This is a genomic window from Marseilla massiliensis, from assembly GCF_016899955.1.
GTDB lineage: Bacteria > Bacteroidota > Bacteroidia > Bacteroidales > Bacteroidaceae > Prevotella > Prevotella intestinigallinarum.
In genome coordinates this window covers 14,242-36,984 of record NZ_JACJJL010000016.1, presented here as the reverse complement: position 1 = coordinate 36,984, position 22,743 = coordinate 14,242, and the positions used below count along the sequence as shown (strand labels likewise).

Annotated in this window: 22 protein-coding genes; 17 read left to right on the top strand and 5 right to left on the bottom strand. The window is 54.4% G+C overall.

Annotated features, from left to right (window positions below; genetic code table 11):
* Window positions 1–35 precede the first annotated feature (35 nt).
* Together H6B30_RS10195 and H6B30_RS10190 are read left to right on the top strand one after the other, a co-directional pair.
* The gene (locus H6B30_RS10195) at window positions 36–932 is read left to right on the top strand and encodes an RluA family pseudouridine synthase (protein WP_205110238.1); all 897 of its coding nucleotides are present in this window, start codon (window positions 36–38) and stop codon (window positions 930–932) included.
* A gap of 274 nt (window positions 933–1,206) precedes the next feature.
* Window positions 1,207–1,359, top strand: coding sequence for a hypothetical protein (locus tag H6B30_RS10190; protein ID WP_205110236.1), 153 nt, complete (start codon window positions 1,207–1,209; stop codon window positions 1,357–1,359).
* Here H6B30_RS10190 and menA read toward each other — a convergent pair.
* Complete coding sequence (menA, locus tag H6B30_RS10185) at window positions 1,352–2,263, bottom strand: 1,4-dihydroxy-2-naphthoate octaprenyltransferase (protein ID WP_205110332.1); 912 nt, start codon at window positions 2,261–2,263, stop codon at window positions 1,352–1,354. The genes H6B30_RS10190 and menA overlap by 8 nt on opposite strands.
* A gap of 138 nt (window positions 2,264–2,401) precedes the next feature.
* Here menA and H6B30_RS10180 point away from each other — a divergent pair, with 138 nt between their 5' ends.
* Window positions 2,402–3,034: an HD domain-containing protein gene (locus H6B30_RS10180; protein WP_205110234.1), complete on the top strand. Its 633-nt coding sequence runs from the start codon at window positions 2,402–2,404 to the stop codon at window positions 3,032–3,034.
* Between the two features lie 41 nt (window positions 3,035–3,075).
* On the opposite strand, the gene H6B30_RS10175 is transcribed toward H6B30_RS10180, so the two are convergent.
* Entirely contained in the window at window positions 3,076–3,519 is a 444-nt protein-coding gene (locus H6B30_RS10175; protein ID WP_205110232.1) for a hypothetical protein, read from the bottom strand.
* A 181-nt stretch (window positions 3,520–3,700) separates the two neighbouring features.
* Here H6B30_RS10175 and H6B30_RS10170 point away from each other — a divergent pair, with 181 nt between their 5' ends.
* From H6B30_RS10170 to galE, 8 genes are all read left to right on the top strand, one after another.
* Window positions 3,701–4,129, top strand: a complete 429-nt coding sequence (locus H6B30_RS10170; RefSeq protein ID WP_205110230.1) for a SoxR reducing system RseC family protein — start codon at window positions 3,701–3,703, stop codon at window positions 4,127–4,129.
* 27 nt (window positions 4,130–4,156) lie between these two features.
* Complete coding sequence (locus tag H6B30_RS10165) at window positions 4,157–5,062, top strand: Fe-S cluster domain-containing protein (protein WP_205110228.1); 906 nt, start codon at window positions 4,157–4,159, stop codon at window positions 5,060–5,062.
* Window positions 5,063–5,067: 5 nt separating this feature from the next.
* The gene (gene rsxC, locus H6B30_RS10160) at window positions 5,068–6,414 is read left to right on the top strand and encodes an electron transport complex subunit RsxC (protein ID WP_205110330.1); all 1,347 of its coding nucleotides are present in this window, start codon (window positions 5,068–5,070) and stop codon (window positions 6,412–6,414) included.
* 6 nt (window positions 6,415–6,420) lie between these two features.
* Window positions 6,421–7,419, top strand: coding sequence for an RnfABCDGE type electron transport complex subunit D (locus H6B30_RS10155; protein ID WP_205110226.1), 999 nt, complete (start codon window positions 6,421–6,423; stop codon window positions 7,417–7,419).
* Complete coding sequence (locus H6B30_RS10150) at window positions 7,416–8,051, top strand: RnfABCDGE type electron transport complex subunit G (RefSeq protein WP_205110224.1); 636 nt, start codon at window positions 7,416–7,418, stop codon at window positions 8,049–8,051. Before H6B30_RS10155 ends, H6B30_RS10150 begins: the two co-directional genes overlap by 4 nt.
* 42 nt (window positions 8,052–8,093) lie before the next feature.
* Complete coding sequence (gene rsxE, locus H6B30_RS10145) at window positions 8,094–8,678, top strand: electron transport complex subunit RsxE (protein WP_205110222.1); 585 nt, start codon at window positions 8,094–8,096, stop codon at window positions 8,676–8,678.
* Between the two features lie 2 nt (window positions 8,679–8,680).
* Window positions 8,681–9,283, top strand: a complete 603-nt coding sequence (rsxA, locus tag H6B30_RS10140) for an electron transport complex subunit RsxA (protein WP_205110220.1) — start codon at window positions 8,681–8,683, stop codon at window positions 9,281–9,283.
* A gap of 127 nt (window positions 9,284–9,410) precedes the next feature.
* On the top strand, window positions 9,411–10,448 hold the full coding sequence (galE, locus tag H6B30_RS10135) for a UDP-glucose 4-epimerase GalE (RefSeq protein ID WP_205110218.1): 1,038 nt from the start codon (window positions 9,411–9,413) through the stop codon (window positions 10,446–10,448).
* A gap of 522 nt (window positions 10,449–10,970) precedes the next feature.
* On the opposite strand, the gene H6B30_RS16360 is transcribed toward galE, so the two are convergent.
* On the bottom strand, window positions 10,971–11,279 hold the full coding sequence (locus H6B30_RS16360; RefSeq protein ID WP_239483868.1) for a PG1828 family lipoprotein: 309 nt from the start codon (window positions 11,277–11,279) through the stop codon (window positions 10,971–10,973).
* Window positions 11,280–11,429: 150 nt separating this feature from the next.
* Here H6B30_RS16360 and mtaB point away from each other — a divergent pair, with 150 nt between their 5' ends.
* Together mtaB and H6B30_RS10120 are read left to right on the top strand one after the other, a co-directional pair.
* The gene (gene mtaB, locus H6B30_RS10125) at window positions 11,430–12,776 is read left to right on the top strand and encodes a tRNA (N(6)-L-threonylcarbamoyladenosine(37)-C(2))-methylthiotransferase MtaB (protein WP_205110216.1); all 1,347 of its coding nucleotides are present in this window, start codon (window positions 11,430–11,432) and stop codon (window positions 12,774–12,776) included.
* Window positions 12,777–13,793 carry a glycosyltransferase family 2 protein gene (locus H6B30_RS10120; protein WP_205110214.1) on the top strand — a complete coding sequence of 339 codons (1,017 nt, stop codon included), beginning with the start codon at window positions 12,777–12,779 and terminating at the stop codon, window positions 13,791–13,793.
* A gap of 120 nt (window positions 13,794–13,913) precedes the next feature.
* On the opposite strand, the gene H6B30_RS10115 is transcribed toward H6B30_RS10120, so the two are convergent.
* Entirely contained in the window at window positions 13,914–15,140 is a 1,227-nt protein-coding gene (locus tag H6B30_RS10115) for a DUF4861 domain-containing protein (RefSeq protein ID WP_205110213.1), read from the bottom strand.
* A 201-nt stretch (window positions 15,141–15,341) separates the two neighbouring features.
* On the opposite strand from H6B30_RS10115, the gene H6B30_RS10110 reads away from it, so the two are divergent.
* Window positions 15,342–16,145 carry a gliding motility protein GldB-related protein gene (locus H6B30_RS10110; RefSeq protein ID WP_205110211.1) on the top strand — a complete coding sequence of 268 codons (804 nt, stop codon included), beginning with the start codon at window positions 15,342–15,344 and terminating at the stop codon, window positions 16,143–16,145.
* 238 nt (window positions 16,146–16,383) lie between these two features.
* On the opposite strand, the gene mnmL is transcribed toward H6B30_RS10110, so the two are convergent.
* Entirely contained in the window at window positions 16,384–17,298 is a 915-nt protein-coding gene (gene mnmL / locus H6B30_RS10105; RefSeq protein ID WP_205110209.1) for a tRNA modification radical SAM protein MnmL/YtqA, read from the bottom strand.
* Window positions 17,299–17,380: 82 nt separating this feature from the next.
* On the opposite strand from mnmL, the gene H6B30_RS10100 reads away from it, so the two are divergent.
* The 3 genes from H6B30_RS10100 to H6B30_RS10090 are packed head-to-tail and all read left to right on the top strand — an operon-like array spanning window position 17,381 to window position 22,675.
* Window positions 17,381–19,588, top strand: a complete 2,208-nt coding sequence (locus tag H6B30_RS10100) for a S9 family peptidase (protein ID WP_205110208.1) — start codon at window positions 17,381–17,383, stop codon at window positions 19,586–19,588.
* Between the two features lie 46 nt (window positions 19,589–19,634).
* Entirely contained in the window at window positions 19,635–21,953 is a 2,319-nt protein-coding gene (locus tag H6B30_RS10095) for a BT3233 family polysaccharide utilization protein (protein WP_205110206.1), read from the top strand.
* Window positions 21,950–22,675 carry an SDR family NAD(P)-dependent oxidoreductase gene (locus H6B30_RS10090; protein ID WP_205110204.1) on the top strand — a complete coding sequence of 242 codons (726 nt, stop codon included), beginning with the start codon at window positions 21,950–21,952 and terminating at the stop codon, window positions 22,673–22,675. The genes H6B30_RS10095 and H6B30_RS10090 overlap by 4 nt, the downstream gene beginning before the upstream one ends.
* Window positions 22,676–22,743 lie beyond the last annotated feature (68 nt).

Sequence of the window (22,743 nt, the reverse complement as noted above, 5' to 3'; positions counted from 1 at the left end):
TATCTTTGCACCCGAATTAAAAACAGGCATAGCAGATGAGACATTATTCCGACTATAACAAAAAAGATGAATACTGGCATTTTGGCGTTGACGAAGAGCAGGGCCTGCTCGACTTCTTGCTGGCCAACGCCAAGGAGAGCCGCACAAAGGTGAAGGCTACGCTAAAGGGCCGTGGGGTCAAGGTGGACGGCAAGACAATCACGCAGTTCGACTTCAGGCTCATGCCCGGCATGAAGGTGTCTGTCAGCAAGACCAAGCGCAACCAGAATGTGCTGAAGAACAGGTTTGTAAAGATTGTGTATGAAGACCGCTGGCTGGTTGTGGTGGAGAAGGCTCCGGGCATACTCTCGATGGCTGCGGGCCATTCGTCGCTCAACGTCAAGGCTGTGCTCGACGACTATTTCCACAAGTCAAGGCAGAACTGCCGGGCCCACGTGGTGCACAGGCTTGACCGCGACACGAGCGGGCTGATGGTTTACGCCAAGGACATGGAGACCGAGCAGATACTTGAGCACAACTGGCACGACATTGTTTACGACCGCAGGTATGTGGCCGTTGTGAGCGGCGAGATAGTAGAGGAGGGCGGCACCGTGGCCAGCTGGCTCAAGGACAACAAGGCCTTCGTCACATATTCGTCGCCCGTGGACAACGGAGGCAAGTATGCCGTGACCCATTTCCGTGTGCTCGACCGCACCACCGACCACTCGCTTGTTGAGTTTAAGCTCGAGACCGGGCGCAAGAACCAGATTCGAGTGCACTCGGCCGACATTGGCCACCCGGTGTGCGGCGACGTGAAATATGGCAACGGCGACGACCCGCTGCACCGCCTGTGCCTGCATGCCTACGTGCTCTGCTTCTTCCACCCCGTCACCCGCGAGCGCATGGAGTTTGAGATGCCGGTGCCGTCTGCGTTCAGGAGCATGTTCAGATGATTGGTAAAACATTCCGACAATAGCCCGCCTGCCATGCGGCATGGGCCGCACGGCTCTGTCATACGGGCCATTTGGCATGGTGGCGGGGCCTGTTTGGCACTGCCGGACGGGCCGTTTGGCGCGGCCGTATGCGCCGTTGCGCAACACGCTTGCCCACAGGCAGTTGGCTCGCCAGGCCATATTTGGCGAAATATATTGATAAAATGCAGCAGCCCATGCGCTCCGCACGGAAATGCCGTCGGCAGTGGGCATGGGCCATCTTAATTGTAATTGAATGGAAAACTTAGTATATTATGGAGCGGCGCTGCTGATGATAATCATCGGCATAGTCATAATCAAGAAAGTGGCGGGATGCCTTGTCAGGACAGTTGTAACCATAGTGTTGCTGGCCCTGCTCGCCGCCCTTTACTACCATTACTTCAGATGATGAGCACGCCGGCGCTCACGGCAATGCCGTAGACGAGTATGTTTCTTGCAGTCTCGCCGAGGCAGGCGTTGAGGGCCTTGCCTTTGTTTATGCGCACAATCCTGCGGTAGGTCAGCACGTGCAGCGGCAGGTAGGTCAGCAGCGGCATGGCGAAGGCCAGCGGGTGGCCGGCAAAGGCCGATACGGCCCCGAGTAGGCATGCCGTAAGGCCGCTGCTGAGGTAGAGCATGCGCCCGCAGTGGGCGCCGAGCCTTACCACGAGCGTGTTCTTGCCTGCTTCGCGGTCGGTGTCGCGGTCGCGGTAGTTGTTGACGAGCAGCAGGCAGTCGATGACCAGGCCGCACGATACCGATGCAGCCAGCACCTCCCACGTGCACGTGTGCAGTTGAATGTAGTAGGTGATGCACACCGGCACGAGGCCGAAGAACACGAGCACGAGCACGTCGCCCAGCCCAACGTACGACAGGTAGGTGGTGTATAGGAAGCAGAAAACCACACACACGGCCCCCACGAGTATCATCTCTACACCGCCGTAGAATATCAGCGGCAGGCCGGCAACGCATGCGGCGATGGTGGTCAGGGCAATGGCGTATCTCATAGACCGGGGCTTCACCCATCCCTGGGCGCAGGCGCGTCGGGGGCCCAGGCGCTTTTCGGTGTCGTCGGTGCCCTTGATGAAGTCGAAGTAGTCGTTGATGAAGTTGGCGTCAATCTGCATGATCATCGCAAACAGGAAGCACAGCGCCGCGGCAGTCCAGTCGAATGCCAGGCCCGAGCCGGCCGCATCGCTGTATGCCAAGGCCAGGCCTATCATCACCGGCACGGCCGCTCCCGAAAGTGTCTTGGGCCTTGCCGCCAGCATCCAGGCCTTGGCCGAATTTTGTCTTACCGTTTCCTTTTCCATGATTTTCTTCAAAATATATTTGCAAAAGTAGGCATTATTATGTATATTTGCAAAAATATTCCACAAAAAACGACCGGCGGCAGTTGGCAGGGGCGTTTTTCCGCCCGGGCCGCCGGCAAGAAAATAGGTATCGTTATTATGATTGGCAACACTGCAAGCCTTGACTTGGTCGAATTCATCGAGACGAGCATACTACCGGCATACGCCGACTTTGACAAGGCCCACGGCCTTGCGCATGTGAACAGGGTGATAAAGCGTTCGCTGGAACTGGCCTCGTCGGTGGGCGCTAACATCGACATGGCTTATGTCGTGGCCGCATACCACGATATAGGCATGTCGGGCCCGAGGGCCGTCCACCATATCACCGGCGGCAAGATACTGGCGCGCGACATGCGGCTCAGGCGGTGGTTCTCGCCCGAGCAGATAAAGATAATGAAAGAGGCTGTTGAGGACCATAGGGCTTCGGCCTCACACTCGCCGCGCAGCATCTACGGCAAGATAGTGGCCGAGGCCGACCGTGACTTGGAGCCCGACACCGTTTTCAGGCGCACCATACAGTTTGGCCTGTCCAATTACCCGCAACTGGACAAGGAGCGGCAGTGGCAACGGTTCCGCGAGCACCTCGACAACAAGTATTCGTCGCACGGCTACATGAAGCTGTGGATACCGGGGTCTGACAATGAGCGCAAGCTCAACGAGGTGCGCTCATGCCTGGCTGACCCGGTCAGGCTGCGCGCAGTGTTCGACAGGATTTACGGCGAGGAGGCTTAGCCCGGTGGCCCCGCCAGGGCCATGGGCAAGGGCCGCGCCGGTCATTTCTCGTCGAGCAGCTTCTTGAGGAAGTCGTCGAGGTCTTTGTCGAGGTCGGGCATCATGTCGGGGTCTATTATCACCGTGTCGCCGTCGACGATGTACAGTTCGGCCACCGCCTCCTTGTCTTCGTCTTCGAGCACAAACGAGAACGGCTTTATCAGCGACATCCCCTCTATCGTAGACCTCAGCTTTTCGAGCGACTTGCGCATTGTCGATGTTATCGATTCGTAGAAATCGTCGTCAACATTGTTTATCCACGGCTCGATTACCGTTCGCGTTATTTCCTTGTCATTGTCGTCGAAGGCCACAAGCTCACCCGTCTCCTGGTTTGCCCTGAAGTGTATGTCGGTCATGAGGGTGGCCTCTACGGTTGGCGGAAACTTGTCGGCGACTTTCTTTATTGTGCGCTCGATTTGTTGCAGTGCTTGTTCTGTTGCTTTCATATCTATAGTCCTTATGTTCATTTGGCTTTATATCCACAGCGATACAAAAGTATAAAATATTTTGAAGAGCCGCAAACGATTGCGAATGTTTTTTGAAAAATGTTGTTGTTTTTATTTGCGTTTTCGAAAGATAATGCTACCTTTGCATAATGTAAAGTCGGGTTTGCATTTCCTCCGGCGTATGAATAACATGACAGACAGCATCAGGCATTCTGGTATAGTAGACTCGGTTGGCGATGATTGCGTCAGGGTGCGCATACTCCAGACCTCAGCTTGCGCATCGTGCAAGGTGGCCGGATATTGCAACGCATCGGAGAGCAAGGAGAAAGTGATAGATGTCTACGGCACGGCCTATGCCGCAACTGTTAAAGTTGGCGACCACGTGGTGGTGACAGCCTCGCGCGAGGTGGCCTTCAAGGCGTTGCTGTGGGCGTTTGGGGTGCCTTTCATTATATTGGTGGCCGTGCTCTTTGCGGTGGTGGCGGCCACTTCCGACGAGACCGTCGGGGCCCTATCGGGCATGGCAGCGCTGGCACCTTATTATCTTGTGCTTTACTTCCTGCGTGGCAGGATGCGCAGCAAGATGACGTTTCGCATAGAGAAAGATTAAATTATAACTTAAAACAAACAATTTATTATGGATCTTGTTTTGGTCGCGGTAATAGCTCTTGGTGCCATCGGGCTGGTGTCGTCCACCGTCCTGTATGTGTGTTCCAAGAAGTTCGCCGTGAAGGAAGACGCCCGCATAGGCGAGGTTGCCGAGCTCTTGCCGCAAGCCAATTGCGGCGGTTGCGGTTTCGCCGGTTGCGCCGGCCTGGCCGACGCCTTGGTCAAGGGTGCCGATGCCGGGAGCATCGAAGGCTTGTTTTGCCCTGTCGGTGGGCAGGAAGTGATGGGAAAGGTGGCCGACCTCTTGGGCATGGCCGTTGTCAACACCGAACCCATGGTTGCCGTTGTGAGGTGTAACGGCACGTGCGCCAACCGTCCGCGCATAGCCGAGTATTCGGGCTTGCGCACGTGCGCCGCCATGCACGCGTGCGGTGCCGGCGAGACGGCTTGCGGCTATGGCTGCCTCGGTTGCGGCGATTGCGTGGCTGCGTGCCAGTTTGGCGCCATCTCGGTCAATCCCGAGACAGGCATCGCCGAGGTCGACGAAGACAAGTGTACCTCGTGCGGGGCATGCGTGAAAGCCTGTCCGCGGGGCATCATCGAGTTGCGCAAGAAAGGCCCAAAGGGCAGGCGCATTTATGTGAGCTGCGTCAACCGCGACAAAGGGCCGGTGGCCATGAAGGCGTGCAAGGCAGCCTGCATAGGTTGCGGAAAATGCCAGAAGGAGTGCCAGTTTGATGCCATCACAGTGGCAAACAACGTGGCATACATCGACCCGGCCAAGTGCCGCCTGTGCAGGAAGTGCGAGAAGGCATGCCCGACCCACGCCATCGTGTCGGTGAATTTCCCCGCCCCGAAGCCGGCAACCCAGCCTGCCGCCAGCGTCGGCGCGGCCAATGTGGAACCTGTAAACGAAGGAGAGGCAAAGCAATGAACATAATAAGGACATTTAGGATAGGTGGAATCCATCCGGAAGAAAACAAGCTGACACACGAGGTCGAGACCGTTGCGGCCCCCCTGCCAAAGCAAGCCATATTCCCATTGTCGCAGCATATCGGCGCTCCGGCCAAGCCCGTGGTGAAGAAAGGCGACCGGGTGAAGGTGGGAACGATGATAGCCGAGGCCGGCGGTTTTGTGTCGGCACCGATATTCTCGTCGGTTTCGGGCACGGTGGTCAAGATTGACGCTGCTGTCGACGCCACCGGCTACCGTACCCCCGTGATAATTGTCAACGTAGAAGGCGACGAGTGGGAAGAGGGCATAGACCGCTCCGACAAGCTCGAGACCGTTGAGGCCCACCCCGAACTGACGCCGGAGGGCATTGTGGAGAGCGTTAAAGCGGCCGGCGTGACCGGCATGGGCGGAGCCGGCTTTCCAACGTTTGTCAAGCTGTGCCCGCCGCCGACGGCAAAGGCCGAATGCGTAATAATCAACGCTGTAGAGTGCGAACCATACATCACGTCAGACTACCGCCTGATGATGGAGCACGCCGACGAGATTGTCGTGGGCTTGCAACTGCTCATGAAGGCGGCCAAGGTAGACCGGGGATACATAGGCATAGAGGTGAACAAGCCCAAGGCCATAGCCCTGCTGACAGAGAAAGTGAAAGCCGACCCACGCATCGAGGTTGTCCCGTTGAAGCAGCGCTATCCGCAGGGAGGCGAGAAGCAGCTTGTCGACGCCGTAATACGCCGCCAGGTTCCGGCCCCGCCCGCCATACCTGTCAATGTCGGCGCAATAGTGCAAAACGTCGGAACGGCGTTCGCCGTATACCAGGCAGTGATGAAGCACAAGCCGCTGTTCGAGCGCTACACCACCGTCACGGGCAAGCGCCTGGCCCACCCGGGCAATTTCCTCGTGCGCATGGGGACCCCGATGAGAGAGCTCATCGACCTTTGCGGCGGCATGCCTGAGGGCGACAACAAGCTTTTGGCCGGCGGCCCGATGATGGGCAAGGCGCTGACTTCGGTTGACGTGCCCGTGTGCAAGGGTACGAACAGCGTGACTGTGATAAGTGACAGCGAGGCCAGGCGCAAGCCCGCCGACCCGTGCATTAGGTGCGCAAAGTGCGTGAGCGTGTGCCCCATGGGGCTGGAGCCATATTTGCTGGCAACGGCTTCGGCAAAGCAGATGTGGGACAAGGTGGAGGCCGAGTGCATCACTTCGTGCATAGAGTGTGGCTCATGCCAGTATACATGTCCGTCGCACAGGCCGATATTGGACAACATACGCTTCGGAAAGTCAAAAGTAATGGGCATCATTAGGGCCCGTAATGCTAAAAAGTAAACAAAAATGGGTAAGTTAATAGTATCTTTGTCTCCACATGCGCATGGCACGGATAGCGTGGAGCGCAATATGTATGGCGTGATAATAGCATTGCTGCCTGCCCTGATAGTGTCGTTCTTTTACTTCGGGATAGGCTCATTGGTGGTGTGCGCGGCAAGCGTAGTGTCATGCGTTTTCTTCGAATGGCTCATCAACAGGTTTGTGCTGAAGAGCGACAGGCTGACCGTATGCGATGGGTCGGCCATCCTGACGGGCTTGCTGCTTGGCTTCAACCTTCCGTCAAACCTTCCCGTGTGGATAATAGTGCTGGGGGCACTCGTGGCGATAGGGGTGGCAAAGATGACATTCGGCGGACTGGGATGCAATGTGTTCAACCCGGCTCTGGTAGGGCGTTGCTTCCTGCTGGTCAGTTTCCCGGCGCAGATGACGTCTTGGCCGGTGGTGGGGCAGCTCGGTAGCTACCTCGACGCAGAGACAGGCGCCACGCCGCTCAGCCTGATGAAGACAGCGATAAAGACCGGCGATGCGTCGGTGCTCAACGACCTTCCAGACTCGCTCCACCTGTTGCTCGGCAACAACGCCATGGGCGGAGCCGGCACCATTGGCGAGGTGTGCGCCCTTGCGCTCATCATCGGCCTGGTGTACATGCTTTGGAAGAAGATAATAACATGGCACATCCCGGTAAGCATCATAGCCACCGTGTTCGTGGTTAGCGGGTTGCTGCACCTGGCCAATCCCGTTTATGCCGACCCCGTGGCCGTGGTGCTCAGCGGCGGACTCATGCTCGGCGCCATATTCATGGCCACCGACTATGTGACATCGCCCATGACGCACAAGGGCCAGCTAATCTACGGCGTTGCCATAGGCCTTCTTACCGTCCTTATTCGCAATTGGGGCAGTTACCCCGAGGGAATGTCGTTTGCCATACTTATTATGAACGCATTCACTCCGCTAATAAATACTTATGTGAAACCAAAACGCTTTGGGGAGGTATTGCAGAAATGAAGAAGTTAGAGTCATCGCTTACAAACATGGTTGTCGTGCTCGTCGCTGTGGCGGTAATTACCGGCGGGCTTCTGGCTTGGGTCAACAATTTCACCGCCGAGCCAATAAGGGTACAAAAGGAGCTCGTGCTCGCCGAGGGCATCAAGAGCGTAATGGGGGTCGATGACATCACGGTGACAGAGAAAGACACCATCACCGAGAATGTCGACGGCAAGGATTGCGAGTTTGTCTTGCACAAGGTGAGTGATGCCACCGGCAAGTTCATCGGAGCTGCCGTGGAAAGCTCAAGCATGGGCTTCGGCGGCGACCTGAAGTTGCTTGTTGGGTTTGATGCCGAGGGCAAGGTGCTCGGCTACACCGTGTTGCAGCATTCCGAGACACCGGGGCTTGGGGCCAAGGCCGACAAGTGGTTCCAGAAAGACGGCAAGGGAAACATCATTGGGCGCGACCTTTCCGACGGCAAGCCGCTTGTTGTCGACAAAGACGGGGGCGATGTTGACGCCATCACTGCGTCAACCATCACTACAAGGGCATTCCTCAAGGCAGTCAACCAGGCTTATGCCGTATATGCCGGACAGGATGCCGATGCTTCAAGTGGTGCCTCGAAGCGTGCGCATTCCGGCGAAGAGTGACGTTAGGGGCATTGTATTATAACAGATTAAACCGAACGATATATGAATTGTTTTAAGATATTAATGAATGGTATTGTCAAGGAGAACCCAACGTTCGTGTTGCTTCTTGGCATGTGCCCAACGTTGGCTACCACGACATCGGCAGTCAACGGCATGTCGATGGGTCTGGCCACGATGTTTGTGCTGATATGTTCAAACCTGGCGATATCTCTCATCAAGAGCCTTACCCCCGACATGGTCAGGATTCCGGTGTTCGTTGTCGTCATCGCTTCGTTTGTGACGATATTGCAGATGTGTCTCGAGGCTTACCTGCCTTCCATAAACAAGTCGCTGGGAATTTACATCCCGCTGATTGTCGTCAACTGCATCATCCTGGGGCGTGCAGAGGCCTTTGCCTGCAAGAACGGGCCTGTGGCCAGCCTTTTCGACGGAATTGGCATCGGGCTTGGCTTCACGCTGGCCCTTACCGTGCTCGGCATGGTGAGAGAATTGCTTGGGGCCGGTTCGGTGTTCGGCGTTGTTTTGCTGCCGGAGACATACAACGTGCTTCTGTTCGTACTGCCTCCGGGGGCATTCATCACATTGGGATTTCTGATTGCAATTGTCAATAAGTTCAAAAAAGCTTAGCCATGGAGTATTTACTGATATTTATATCCGCCATATTTGTGAACAACATTGTGTTGTCGCAGTTCCTGGGAATATGTCCATTCCTCGGGGTATCCAAGAAGATTGACACCGCGTTGGGCATGGGGGCTGCCGTGGCTTTTGTGCTTACGTTGGCAACCATCGTCACTTACTTGGTTCAGAAGTGGGTGCTTGATCCGTTTGGCATACAGTATCTGCAGACCATTGCGTTCATTTTGGTCATAGCGGCGCTTGTCCAGATGGTCGAAATCATCATGAAGAAGGTCTCGCCGGCGCTTTATCAGGCCCTGGGCATCTTCCTGCCGTTGATAACAACCAACTGCGCAGTGCTTGGAGTTGCCATACTTGTGATACAGAAAGACTACAACCTGCTGCAGAGCGTAGTATACGCCTTCTCTACGGCATTGGGCTTTGGCCTGGCACTGACGGTGTTTGCCGGCATGCGCGAGCAGCTGGCGCTGGTAAACATCCCGCGCGGCATGCGCGGCATGGCCATCGTTTTGGTCACTGCCGGACTGCTGAGCCTTGCGTTCATGGGCTTCTCCGGTGTTGACGGGGGGCTGAGGGTGCTGTTCGGCATCGACTGACCGGCGCACAGCCTGAATATAAAGAGACTGAAAGGTGAAATTATATTTTTTTTATCTTTCAGCCTCTTTTCTTTTTCACATTTATATTATCTTTGTAGAAGCAATGTAAGAACAAACAACGATAAATATGAAACAGACAATTTTGGTTACTGGTGGTACTGGCTTTATCGGTTCACATACCACAGTTGAATTGCAAAATGCGGGTTACAAGGTGGTCATCGTTGACAATCTGTCAAATTCGCAGGCGAGTGTAATTGACGGTATTGAGAAAATTACCGGCGTGCGCCCGGCTTTCGAACAAGTGGACTGCCGTGACATGGACGCAATGGACAAGGTCTTTGCCAAATACCCCGACATCGAAGGTATAATACATTTTGCCGCAAGCAAGGCTGTTGGTGAGAGTGTGGAAAAGCCGCTTTTGTATTATCGTAACAATATTGTCAGCCTGCTCAATCTGCTTGAGCTCATGCCAAAGCATGGGGTGAAGGGAATCATCTTTTCATCGAGTTGCACGGTATACGGACAGCCCGACCCCGAGAACCTCCCCGTTACTGAGGATGCCCCGATAAAGCCGGCCGAGAGCCCTTACGGCAATACAAAGCAAATAAACGAGGAAATCATACGCGATTATATAAACAGCGGTGCTGACATCAAGGCTATACTGCTGCGTTATTTCAACCCCATCGGTTCGCATCCGTCGTCAATCATCGGTGAGATGCCCAACGGAGTTCCAATGAACTTGATACCTTATGTAACTCAGACGGCCATCGGAATACGTGAGCAGTTGAAGGTGTTCGGCAATGATTACGACACTCCGGACGGCACTTGCATACGCGATTATATCTATGTGGTCGACCTGGCAAAGGCTCATGTCAAGGCCATGGAGCGTGTGCTTGACACTGACAGCGACAAGCTCGAGGTGTTTAACGTGGGCACAGGCCACGGCGTCAGCACGAAGCAAATCATCGATGCGTTCGAAAAGGCTACGGGCGTAAAGTTGAATTGGGCGTATGCACCGAGGCGCGCCGGCGACATTGAGAAGGTTTGGGCCAATCCGGAAAAGGCAAACAAAGTGCTTGGATGGAAGGCAGAAACAAGCCTTGAGGACACATTGAGGTCGGCATGGAACTGGCAGAAGAAACTTCGTGAGGAGGGAATACAGTAATTCAACATCGCATTATTACGCATACGGCGACTCTGTCGGGCATTCTGTTGCTGGCAGAGCCGCCTTTTTCATTTCCAGCTACAGCCCGTATGTAGTATAGCACCGTTTATATATTACTCCATTTCCATTAATATAGTAGTTTAACTTCGTTCATATACTGCTACAGCCCAATTAATGTCATGCTATAGCTCAATTAATGTCATGCTATAGCTTCATTTACATAATACCTAAAGTTTCGGGCTTACACTACGGCGTCTTGGTTCTCCAACTGCTATTGATTGTAGCTGTTGAGCCATTGTTCCAGCCTTCTTGCAATCGTTTCCGGCTTTTTGCAATGTTTTGAAGGGCTTTTTCTTGTCCTTGTTTTGCCGCTAACACCATTGTTATCCATACTGTTGCGTAACAAAGCCAGGCATGCCTTATGTGTATGTGTCGTTGGGTTCGCACATCGGCAGGGGCAAAACAAAAAACCGTCGGACTAAGTCCGGCGGTAATTCTCTCTCTGTTCGTTGTTACAACTGATTACTCAGCAACAGTGCTATCAACAGCAGCAGGAGCAGCAGCGCTGTCAGTAACGGTTGTGTCGATAGCTGCGGTGTCTACGGTTGCTACTGTGTCAGAATCAACGGGAGCAGCCTGGTTTGTCTTGTTACCGCAAGATGCGAAAGAAATAGCTGCAACAGCTACGAACATAAATACCAATTTTTTCATTTTCTTTGCTTTTTTAGTCTGTAAAACAATCATTTGTTTATTAAAACGTTGCAAAGGTATATATTTTTTTGATAGGTTGTTCTTTTTTTTGGTACTTTTTTTATGCCTCTTTTGTAACATTTTTATAAGTGATTGATAATCAGCTTGATATCAAGTGTTAAAATATGCTCTGAAGCGTAGTTGAGCATTAATGGCGGTGCAATTTGTGTGCTTTTACAAAAAAATGCTTACCTTTGTAGGGTTTAATATTTACGCAACAATAGTATATATATGATAGATTCATCAGCCTTTCAAGGCAAAAAAGCCGCTTACTATACCTTAGGCTGCAAGCTCAACTTCTCAGAGACGTCTACTTTTGCGCGTCTTTTGCAGGAGATGGGAGTGCGCGAAGCGGCTAAAGGCGAGACGGCCGACCTTTGCTTGGTCAACACCTGTTCTGTTACAGAGGTTGCCGACCACAAGTGCCGTCAGGCCATTCATCGCATGATACGCTCCAACCCCGGTGCTTTTGTCGTAGTGACGGGATGTTACGCCCAGCTGAAGCCCGAGCACATCAGCGCGATGGATGGAGTTGACCTTGTGCTTGGTGCCAACGAGAAAGCCAACCTCATAAGCATCCTTTCCGAGCGTTGGAGCGCTGTTGGCAATGCTTCCGACGGTCATTTGCACGAGCATTATTCAGTCAAGACAAAGGATATAAACTCTTTTGCTCCCAGTTGTTCACGTGGCAATCGCACACGATATTTTCTGAAAGTGCAGGATGGCTGCGATTATTTCTGCACTTATTGCACCATACCTTATGCGCGTGGCTTCAGTCGAAACCCAACAATAGCTTCGCTTGTCGGACAGGCGGAGCAGGCGGTGGCCGACGGTGGCAAGGAGATAGTGCTAACGGGAGTGAACATAGGCGACTTTGGCAAGACCACCGGCGAGACATTTCTCGGACTGGTCAAGGCCCTCGATGGGGTAGAGGGAATACACCGCTACCGCATAAGCAGCATCGAGCCCGACCTGCTCACCGACGAACTGATAGACTATTGCGCCCAAAGCCGCTCGTTCATGCCTCATTTCCACATACCGTTGCAGAGCGGCAGCGACACTGTGCTCAAGTTAATGCACAGGCATTACGACTGCAGTCTGTTTGCCGGAAAGATAAAACGTATAAAAGAGGTCATGCCCCATGCCTTCATAGGAGTTGACGTCATGGTGGGAAGCCGTGGCGAAACGCCCGAATGCTTTGACGAGACCTACGCCTTCCTTGCGGGTCTTGATGTGTCGCAGTTGCACGTCTTCCCATATTCAGAGCGGCCTGGTACGTCGGCGCTCAGCATACCTTATGTGGTTGAAGAGCCGGAGAAGAAGCGCAGGAGTCGCTTGCTGCTTGATTTGTCTGACCGCAAGTTCCACGACTTTTATTCGCGTTTCGTTGGCAGCGAGGCCGAGGTGCTCTTCGAGAAAGCCAAGCGCGGCAGGGCCATGCATGGCTTTACGCGCAACTACATACGCGTAGAGCTGTCGCCCAACGACTCCTTGCCCGAGCTTGACAACCAGTTGATAAAGGTAAGGCTCGGCGATTTCAATCATGACAATACTTCATTAAAAGCCACATTATTATAAATGGACAAGATAGCAATCGTTATATTAAACTGGAACGGGGCGTCGATGATGCGGCGCTACCTGCCTGCTGTGATGAAGTATTCAGGTGGTGATGCAACCGTTTATGTAGCCGACAATGCTTCGACAGACGGCTCGCTGGATATGCTTTCGGCCGAGTTTCCCGAATGCAAGGTAATCAAGTTTGACAAGAATTGGGGGTTTGCCGAAGGCTACAACAAGGCCTTGGCCCAGATAGAGGCCGAGTATTACCTGTTGCTCAATTCTGACATAGAGGTGTCGCACCACTGGCTGACGCCCCTTGTCGAGTTTATGGATACCCATCGCGATGCGGCTGCATGCCAGCCCAAGTTGCTTTCTGTCATTGATGGCGACTGTTTTGAGTATGCCGGAGCTTGCGGCGGGTTCATCGACAAATACGGCTACCCGTTCTGCCGTGGCCGTATATTCGATACGGTTGAGCGTGATGACGGCCAGTACGACTATCGCCAAGAGATATTCTGGGCAACGGGAGCGGCCATGATGGTGCGTTCGGCCGACTATTGGAAGGCCGGAGGCCTTGACGGCCGTTTTTTTGCCCACAACGAAGAGATAGACCTGTGCTGGCGATTGCGCCTTTTGGGCCGGAAGATATACTGCATACCCGAGAGCTATGTCTTCCATCTTGGCGGTGGAACGCTGCCCAAGGGCAACCCGATGAAGACATTCCTAAATTTCCGCAACAATCTCACCATGCTGTACAAATGCCTTCCTGACAGCGAATTGAGGCACGTAATGCGCATGCGGTGGGCGTTGGACTATTTGGCAGCTTTCGAGATGTTGCTGCTCAAGCACAGTTGGGGCGACTTCAAGGCTGTGTGCAAGGCAAGGCGTGCCTTTGCCCGCTGGAAACCGGATTTCGAGGCCGACAGGCGCAAGATACAAAGCAGTTGCGTTTTGTCAGACATACCCGAGCGCCGTCCTTTCTCCATCCTGTGGCAGTATTATGTGAGAGGCAAGCACCGTTTTTCCGATTTGTGACCTAATAAGGGTGTACAAGGAAGGTTTTACGTTGATTGCCGGCGGAACCCGGTAAGCAAAAACCGGCACGGGCGTTTGCGGCTCGTGCCGGTTTTCCTTTGGCCGCAACAGCAGCCATTGTCAGTAGCTCACCTTTACAGGGGCGTTGAGTTCCTCTTTCCAGGCCTTCAGGTAGTCAAACCATTCCTTTGAGCTGTGGTAGCCAAAGTTCTCGTTGTCAGAGCAGAACGTGATGTTATAGTGCAGCTCGTCTGTCGCGTTGCCCACCACGTATGGGTAATTGTCCTTGTCGGCCGGCAGTTCCTTTACGATGTTCTTGGCCGGTATTGATATGCCGAGGCCAACAGTCTCGCGCTTGTGTCCGGCCGAGTCTTTTTCCGACACAGGCCAGTCGGTGCCCCAGCAACCGCGCAGTCCGTCCTTGTCGCTCAGTTCCACCGAGTTCTTCACGTTGATTATTCCCGTTGCGAATTGGTAGTCTGCCACCTGCCTGTCAAACTTTATGTCTACGAAGCAGTCGCGTCGTCCGGCATACAGCGTATACCTTGTGGTCATGTCAATCTTTTCCTTGCCGGGGTTCATCGTGTTCCAGCCCTCGTCAACCACTTCCACTATCGTGCGCAGCGGTCCGCGCGAGACAATTCGCAGCGTGCGGTGGTCAACATCTTTGAGCATCTGCGGAGCGCTGCCGTTCCATCCGCGCAACGCCCCAAGTCCGAATGTCTCGCCCACCCACAGCACGTCGTCGCCAAAGCCGGCAGCTTTCTGCTCCTTGCTCGGGTAGAATTGCGTTTGCTTTATCTCCAGGCCCTTGCGGTATTTGCCGTAAGTGTCAACGGTCTGTCGGTGGTCGAAGTATATCCTATAGGCCACCATGTCGTTTTCAAAGGCCGGGCCGTGGTGATGCAGCATCCAGTACGGGTTGGTGCCGTTGTCCACGGTGAGGCTGCTTATGTAAAGGTCTTGCTTGTTGTTGCTTTTTATTTTTTTGTTGGTCATGAGCATTTCGGCATACACTTGCGGTTCGTAAGAGCGTGGCGTGCCGTTGTCTTCGAGCGTCACGTTGAATGCCTGCTTGCTTGCCTTGCCTATGTCTGTCAGGAAGCAAAGCTCGTCGTACTTGCCATCGCCGTCAAGGTCGTCGAGCTGCGAGGGTATCTCGGTGCCGTTATTCATTACCAGTGCCGACTTTACGTCGATGCCGCATTGTGCCAGCTGAATCACCACCGGTGCGGCTTTGCGGTCTGTCTTTGAACTGTTCTCAACGCTCACGCTGATAGTTTTCTGTGCAGCCGCCATTGACAGCGTTGCTGCCAGGAATGCCATTGTGACAAATTTACGTTTCATGTCGAAATGTTCTATTAGTTAGTTCCTTCACGACAAAGTTACTTAAAATAACGCAGAAATTATTCGTTTTTGGCTGATTTGCTTACTAAAACGCCTTTTTTTTCAAGGATTTTCGATTGTTTTAGCTTAAATTTTAGGTTTTTAAAATATTTATTGCTATATTTGCATCGTAGTTAACAATACAAAATATTATTTATCTAAGTGCGTAAGGTATATTACATATTGGCTTTGGCCTTGCTCGCCTTGTGGGGATGCGAGTGGCACCTAAAGCCGAACGGCAGCGACCGTGCGGAGGATGAAGTGGTTGTTGAGCGTTATGACCGCATCCAGAGCCTGTATCTCACCACCGGCGACTTTTCCGCACTGCAGCAATTGAATACGGAATATCCCATGCAGACGCGTGCCTTGATAGAGGACGTGCTGCGCATAGGCAGGGTTAACGACCCCGAAATCAACACCAAGTTCCTGAAGTTTTACCAGGATATTGTTCTCCAGAGCCTGATTAACGAGGTAGAGCAGCAATATGCCAACATGGATGACATAAACAAAGAGCTCACCGAGGCTTTCGGCAGGCTGCGCAAGGCTGTGCCCGAGATTGCCGTGCCGCAGATTTACTCGCAGATTGGTGCACTCGACCAGAGCATCGTCGTGGGCAACAACACGCTCGGCATAAGCCTCGACAAATATCTCGGGGCCGACTATCCGCTCTATCTCAAGTACTACCCGAAGTCGCAGCGCGAGCAGATGGTGCGCTCGATGATTGTGCCCGACTGCATGATGTTCTACATACTGAGCCAGTTTCCGATGCCCCACGACAAGGAGATGTCACAGTCAGACTGCGACATTCACATGGGCAAGATAATGTGGGTGGTCAACAAGGTCACGTCGAAGCGCACATTCAAGAATTCGTATGTAGCCATGATAGACAGGTATATGAAGCGCCACAAAAACGAGACCATTGCCACGTTGTTGCGCAACAACGACTATGCTTCGATAGCCAAGTAGGGTGGTGTCCGGGCTTTCGCTGTGCCACCAAGATAGTCTGACGCATTGTTTCAACTGATCATTTGCAATAGTTTGTAGCTCAATCAATTATAGAGCGGGCCGTTTCGCCATCCGAAACGGCCCGCTTTGCATTCAATCCACGCCGCGTCTGACTTTTTCAGCCAGCTGTTATGTCGGCCGCCGGCCATCCCCGTTGCCGGGCGTTACGCTTTGTCGGCCGTGGCTGTCGCTTGCCCTTTCATGCGAGTTGCCCCTGCCTTATGCCGTTCTTCCGCATGTAGTTTACAAGCAGGTTGGCAAACTCATGGTTCTTCAGCCCCCATTTTGGTGCGATGACCATTCCTTGCGGCGACTGCGAGGTGAACCTCTCGACAACCAGGTCTGCCCTTATCCTTTGCAGATAACTTGCTATCAGTTCTATATATTCTTCGGCCGAGTAGGTGTGAAACGGTTTGCGGGCATATTCTTCGGCCATCTTCGTGCCTTTTATTATCTGCAGTTGGTGTATCTTCAGCACGTCGATGTCGAGCGACGAGACTATGGGTGCCTGCCTCAGGCTTTCTTCGCGTCCTTCGCCGGGCAGGCCCAAGATGACGTGGGCACCGGTGGTGATGCCCCTTTCCGCCGTTTCGGCCACTGCCCGTCGAGCGCATTCAAAGTCGTGGCCTCTGTTTATGGCCGCCAGCGTGGCGTCGTTGGCCGACTCGATGCCGTATTCAACGGTGACAAAGACCTGCCTGGCAAGCTCGCCCATATAGTCGAGCAGGCTGCCGGTCACGCAGTCGGGCCGCGTGCCGATGACCAGCCCAACCACCCCGTCTACCGACAGCGCCTCGTCGTACATCCTTTTCAGCCGTTCCAACGGCTGGGCGTAAGTGTTGGTATATGCCTGGAAATAAGCCAGGTATCTCATTTCCGGGTATTTGCGCGCAAAGAAAGCCTTGCCTGCTTCCAGCTGTGCCGCTATGGTGTGGGCAGGGTTGCAGTATGGCGGGTTGAACGTGTTGTTGTCACAGAAGGTGCATCCACCGCTGCCAATGCTCCCGTCTCGGTTGGGGCACGAGAAGCCAGCGTCTACCGAAATCTTCTGCACGCGGTATGGAAACACCGTGCGAATCCATGTGCCGTAGTCGTTATATAGCTGGTTATTCATATTATTTAAAACAATCGGAATGCAAATTTACGAAAATAATGTATAACTTTGCCCATTATTTAAGTATAAACCAAACTCAGAAATGAAAAGAATGGCAGTTTTGTGTGCAACGTTGCTGTTTGCGGCGTCGGCCATGCTTGCCGGCGAGCGGCTCGACCTTAAGGCTGTGGCCGGCGGCGACTTTGCAGGCGAGGCGCTTACCCGCGTCGAGCCAATGGCCGACGGTGAGACGTATGCGCAGATAAGTAAAGACGGCAAACAGGTCGTCAAGTACTCTTTCAAGACCGGCAAGCAGGTTGGGGTCATATTCGATGCCAACGTTGTCAGGGGCGCCAACATTGGTTCCATAGACGGATATGTGATGAGCCCCGACGGCAGGCGGATGCTCATCCAGACGCATACAAAACGCATCTACCGCCGTTCGTTCACGGCAGAATACTATATCTACACGTTAGGCAACAGCTCGGTAGTGCCCCTGTCTGACGGCGGGCCGCAGCAGACTCCCATATTCTCGCCCGACGGCAACCAGATTGCCTTTGTGCGAGACAACAACATCTTCCTCGTCAAGTTGCTCTATGACAATGCCGAGAGCCAGGTGACCAAGGACGGCAAGCGCAACGAAGTGATAAACGGAATACCCGACTGGGTGAACGAGGAGGAGTTTGCCACCAACAGCAGCATGGTGTTCACTGCCGACAGCAAGCAGATTTGCTGGATCCGTTACGACGAGTCGGCTGTCAAGGAGTATTCAATGCAGATGTTCAAGGGCTCAAACCCGTCTATGGACGAATATGCCGATTATCCCGGGTTCTATTCGTATAAGTATCCCATGGCAGGGGGCGAAAACTCTAAGGTGGCCGTCTACAGCTACGACATAAAGTCGAGGCAGACGCGCAAGATGCAGTTGCCCCTCGATGCCGACGGCTACATTCCGCGCATAAAGATGACGAGCGACCCCACGAAGGTGGCCATATTCACACTGAACCGCCACCAAGACAACCTGTCTATATACATGGCCAACCCTCTCTCCACCGTATGCCAGCTGGTAATACAAGACAAGGTTGACAAGTATTTCAAGGAGGAAGCCATGGCCAACATAAAGATTACAGACAGGCATATACTCATGCCCAGCGACCGCGACGGCCATATGCACCTCTACCTCTACACGCTCGGCGGCCAGCTCAAGCGCCGGGTAACCCGCGGCAATTATGAGGTCACCGATGTCTACGGCTACGACGAGGCCACGGGCGACGTATACTATGCCGCCAACGAGCTCGGGCCGCAAGACAAGCAGGTGTATGTGGCCCACCAGAATGGCAAGACCGAGCGCCTCACGGCCCGCGAGGGATACAACAGCGCTACGTTCAGCGCCGGTTACAAATACTTCATCAACACATGGAGCGACATAAACACCCCGGTGGTATATACGCTTAACAACAACTCCGGCAAGGTGCTCTCAACGCTGGTAGACAACAAGGGGCTCAAGGAGAAGCTCGCCGCCTACGACCTCGGCACACGCGAGCTGTTCTCGTTTACCACCTCCGAGGGCGTGAAACTCAACGGGTGGATGGTCAAGCCGGCAGGTTTCGACGCTTCAAGGCGCTATCCTGTCATAATGTATCAGTATGGCGGCCCCGGCAACCAGCAGGTGCTCAACAGCTGGAACATTGGCATGTGCGGCCAGGGGGCCTTGCTTGAGCAGTACATGGCGCAACAGGGGTATATCGTAGTGTGCGTCGACGGTCGCGGAACGGGCGGCCGTGGTGCCGAGTTTGAGAAATGCACCTACCTGCGCCTGGGCGAACTCGAGGCCAAAGACCAGGTTGAGACCGCATTGTGGCTGGGCAGCCAGCCCTATGTAGACAAGAACCGCATAGGCATATGGGGCTGGAGCTACGGCGGCTGGAACACGCTCATGAGCATGAGCGAGGGGCGGCCGGTGTTCCGTGCAGGCGTGGCGGTGGCCCCGCCCACAAGCTGGCGCTACTACGACACGGTTTACTCGGAGCGTTACATGCGCACCCCGAAAGAGAATCCTTCTGGCTATGACGAGGTGAACCCAATGGCGCGGGTCGACAAGCTCAGCGGCGCGTTGCTCATCTGCCACGGGCTGGCCGACGACAATGTGCATTTCCAGAACACTGCCGAGTACACAGAGGCCCTCGTGCAGGCAGACAAGGACTTCAAGGAAAACATATACACCAACCGCAATCACAGCATCTACGGGGGCAACACCCGCAATCACCTGTTCCGGCAGATAGTCAACTTCTTCAATGCCGAGATGAAATGAGTGTGGTGTAACGAAAATGGCGAATTACAGTAAAACTATATCTATAATGGAAAAAAAACAGATTCTGAGTGTGATGGCCGCCGCGCTGATGCTCATACCCGCATCGGCAGGGGCCAAGGCCAAGAAGAAAAAGGCTGAAAAACAGCTGTCTACGATTGAGATCATTGACAAGGTGAACACCCATTGGCAGACTGCCAACAAGCCCGAAGTGAACGCTTTCTGGGACAATGCAGCCTATTTTACCGGCAACATGGAGGCATACAAGCTCACCGGCAACGCCAAGTATCTTGAGTATAGCGACAAGTGGGCGCGCCACAACAAATGGAGCGGTGCCACGGAGCAAGACCCGTCGAAGTGGCAATACAAGACGTATGGCGAAGACCAGCAGCATGTTCTCTTCGGCGACTGGCAGATTTGCTTCCAGACTTACCTCGACATGTATGCCATGAACCCCGACCCCTACAAGATTGCACGTGCCAAGGAGGTGATGGGCCGCGAGGCTTCCATGTCGCAAAACGACTTCTGGTGGTGGATTGACGCGCTCTACATGGTGATGCCGGTGATGACAAAGATGTACAATGCGACCGGCGACGTGATGTATCTCGACAAGCTTTACGCCAACTTCAAGTATGCCGACGACCTCATGTTCGACAAAGACGAGCACCTGTATTTCCGTGATGCCAAGTACATCTACCCTGCACACAAGACCGACGAGGGCAAGAAAGACTTCTGGGCTCGTGGCAACGGTTGGGCGCTGGCTGGCCTGGCTAAGGTCATTGCCGACATGCCCGAGAGCTACCGGCACAGGGCTTTCTTCGTAGAGCGTTTCCGTCAGTTGGCCGACGCCGTCAGCAAGTGCCAGCAGGAAGATGGCTACTGGACCCGCTCCATGCTCGACGCCAAGCAGGCCGAAGGCCCCGAGACAAGCGGAACGGCATTTTTTGCCTATGGCCTGCTGTGGGGAATGAACCACGGTTTGCTCGACCGTGCCGTATACGGCCCTGTGGCCGACAAGGCATGGACGTATCTTTCTACTGTCGCTCTGCAAGACGACGGCTCTGTGGGCTACGTGCAGCCCATCGGCGAGAAGGCCGTGAAAGGCCAGAAACTGACAGCCGCCAACGTCACCAACTTCGGTACGGGGGCCTTCCTGCTGGCTGCCTGCGAGAAGGTAAGGTATGATGACGGCAGCGTAATGCCAGCTACACCCGTGCAGTTTACGGTAAACGTCACCAACACGCTCGGTTCTTTCCGCCAGGAGGTGGTAGAGCTCGACGCTAAGACCGTGTTTGCCAAGCTCGGCATCAGCGGCGGCAGGCAGTTCCAGGTTTACAATGCTGTGGGCCAGCAAGTGCCTTACCAGATAACTTACGACGGCAAGGTGCTCATCGATGCTGCCGTGCGTCCGAATGGAACAGCCGTGTTTACGTTCAAGAAGGGCACCCCGAAGACATTTGTAAACACATGCTACGGCCGCATGTACCCGGAGCGCGTTGACGACATCGCTTGGGAGAACGACCGTGCGGCATACCGTTGCTACGGCCCGGCACTGCAGCGCACGGGGGAGAAGTCGTTCGGTAACGATGTCTGGGTGAAGAACACCCCGGAGCTCGTGGTTGAGCAACGCTATTACATCGAGGACACCAGCAAGGCCAAGATTGCCCAGCTGAAGAAGACCGACCCCGACGCGGCAAAGGCTCTCGAGATGGCCACCACATATCATTACGACCAGGGCAACGGACTCGACTGCTACAAGGTGGGCCCCACCTTGGGCTGCGGCACGCCTGCATTGATAGACGGCGACAACATAGTGTTCCCGTACTGCTACAAGGATTACGAGATTCTTGACAACGGCCCGTTGCGCTTCACCGTGAAACTGGTGTACAACCCGTCGAAGTATAAGACCGATGCCAACGTTGTCGAGAACCGTATACTGAGCCTCGACAAGAACTCCAACTTCAACAAGATGACCGTTTGGTACGACGGGCTCACCGTGCCGGCCGACCTTGCCACGGGAGTCGTGCTTCACTCTGAGGATGTAGACAATGTAGTGATGGGCGCCGACTACATTCAGTATGCCGACCCGACCGACAACCCTGCCGGACAGAACTTCCAGATATACGTGGCAACGCTCTTCCCCAATGGCGTTAGTCAGACGAAGAAGGTGATGAACGCCAACCCAGTCAACGGCAATGCGGGCCATGCCCTCGGCATTGTGGGCAACTACAAGAGCGGCCAGAAGTACACCTACTACTTCGGTTCGGCATGGAGCAAGTATGATTGCCGCAGCCAGGCAGAATGGCAGGAGCGTGTCAACTCGGCCCTGGCCGGCATCAAGACCCCATTGACGGTTGAGATAAAATGAAGAAGGCAATAATTATCGGGGCTTCATCGGGCTTGGGCTACGAGGTTGCCAAGATATTGATCAACGACGGGTGGCGCATAGGTATCGCCGCCCGTCGTTTCGATTTGCTGCAGGCCTTGCAGTCGTCGGCGCCCGGCATGGTCGAGGCCGAGGCCATCGACGTGACGTCGACCGACGCGGCCTCCGGGCTGAGGCGGCTGGCAGACAGGGTGGGCGGCATGGATTTGTTTTTCATGTCGTCGGGCATAGGCAAGCAAAACGGAGAGCTCGACGAGACCATCGAGACGGCAACTGTAGCTACCAACGCCCTTGGCTTTGTGCGCATGGTGGGCGAGGCATTCCGCTACATGGCAGCCAACGGAGGAGGGCAGATAGCCGCCATCACCTCGGTGGCCGGCACCAAGGGCCTCGGGGCGGCCCCGGCATACTCGGCCACGAAGGCTTTTCAGAACACATACATGCAATCGCTCGAGCAGCTTGCGGCCATGCGCCACCTCGACATCTCGTTTACCGACATCAGGCCGGGCTTTGTGGCCACGGCCCTGCTCGGCGACTCGCCGCGCTATCCCATGCTGATGAGACCCGAGGCCGTGGCCCGCATGGCTGTGCGTGCTGTCTACAGGCGCAGGCACCGCGTGGTCATCGACTGGCGTTGGGCCGTGGTCACAGCCTTGTGGCGGCTTATACCCGACTGGCTTTGGAGGCGCATGCGTGTGGCCTGACCGTCTTCCGGCCGGCCCCAACGGTAACGGCGCAACACTGCGGGCTGTCTGTAACGCCCGGCGGTGTT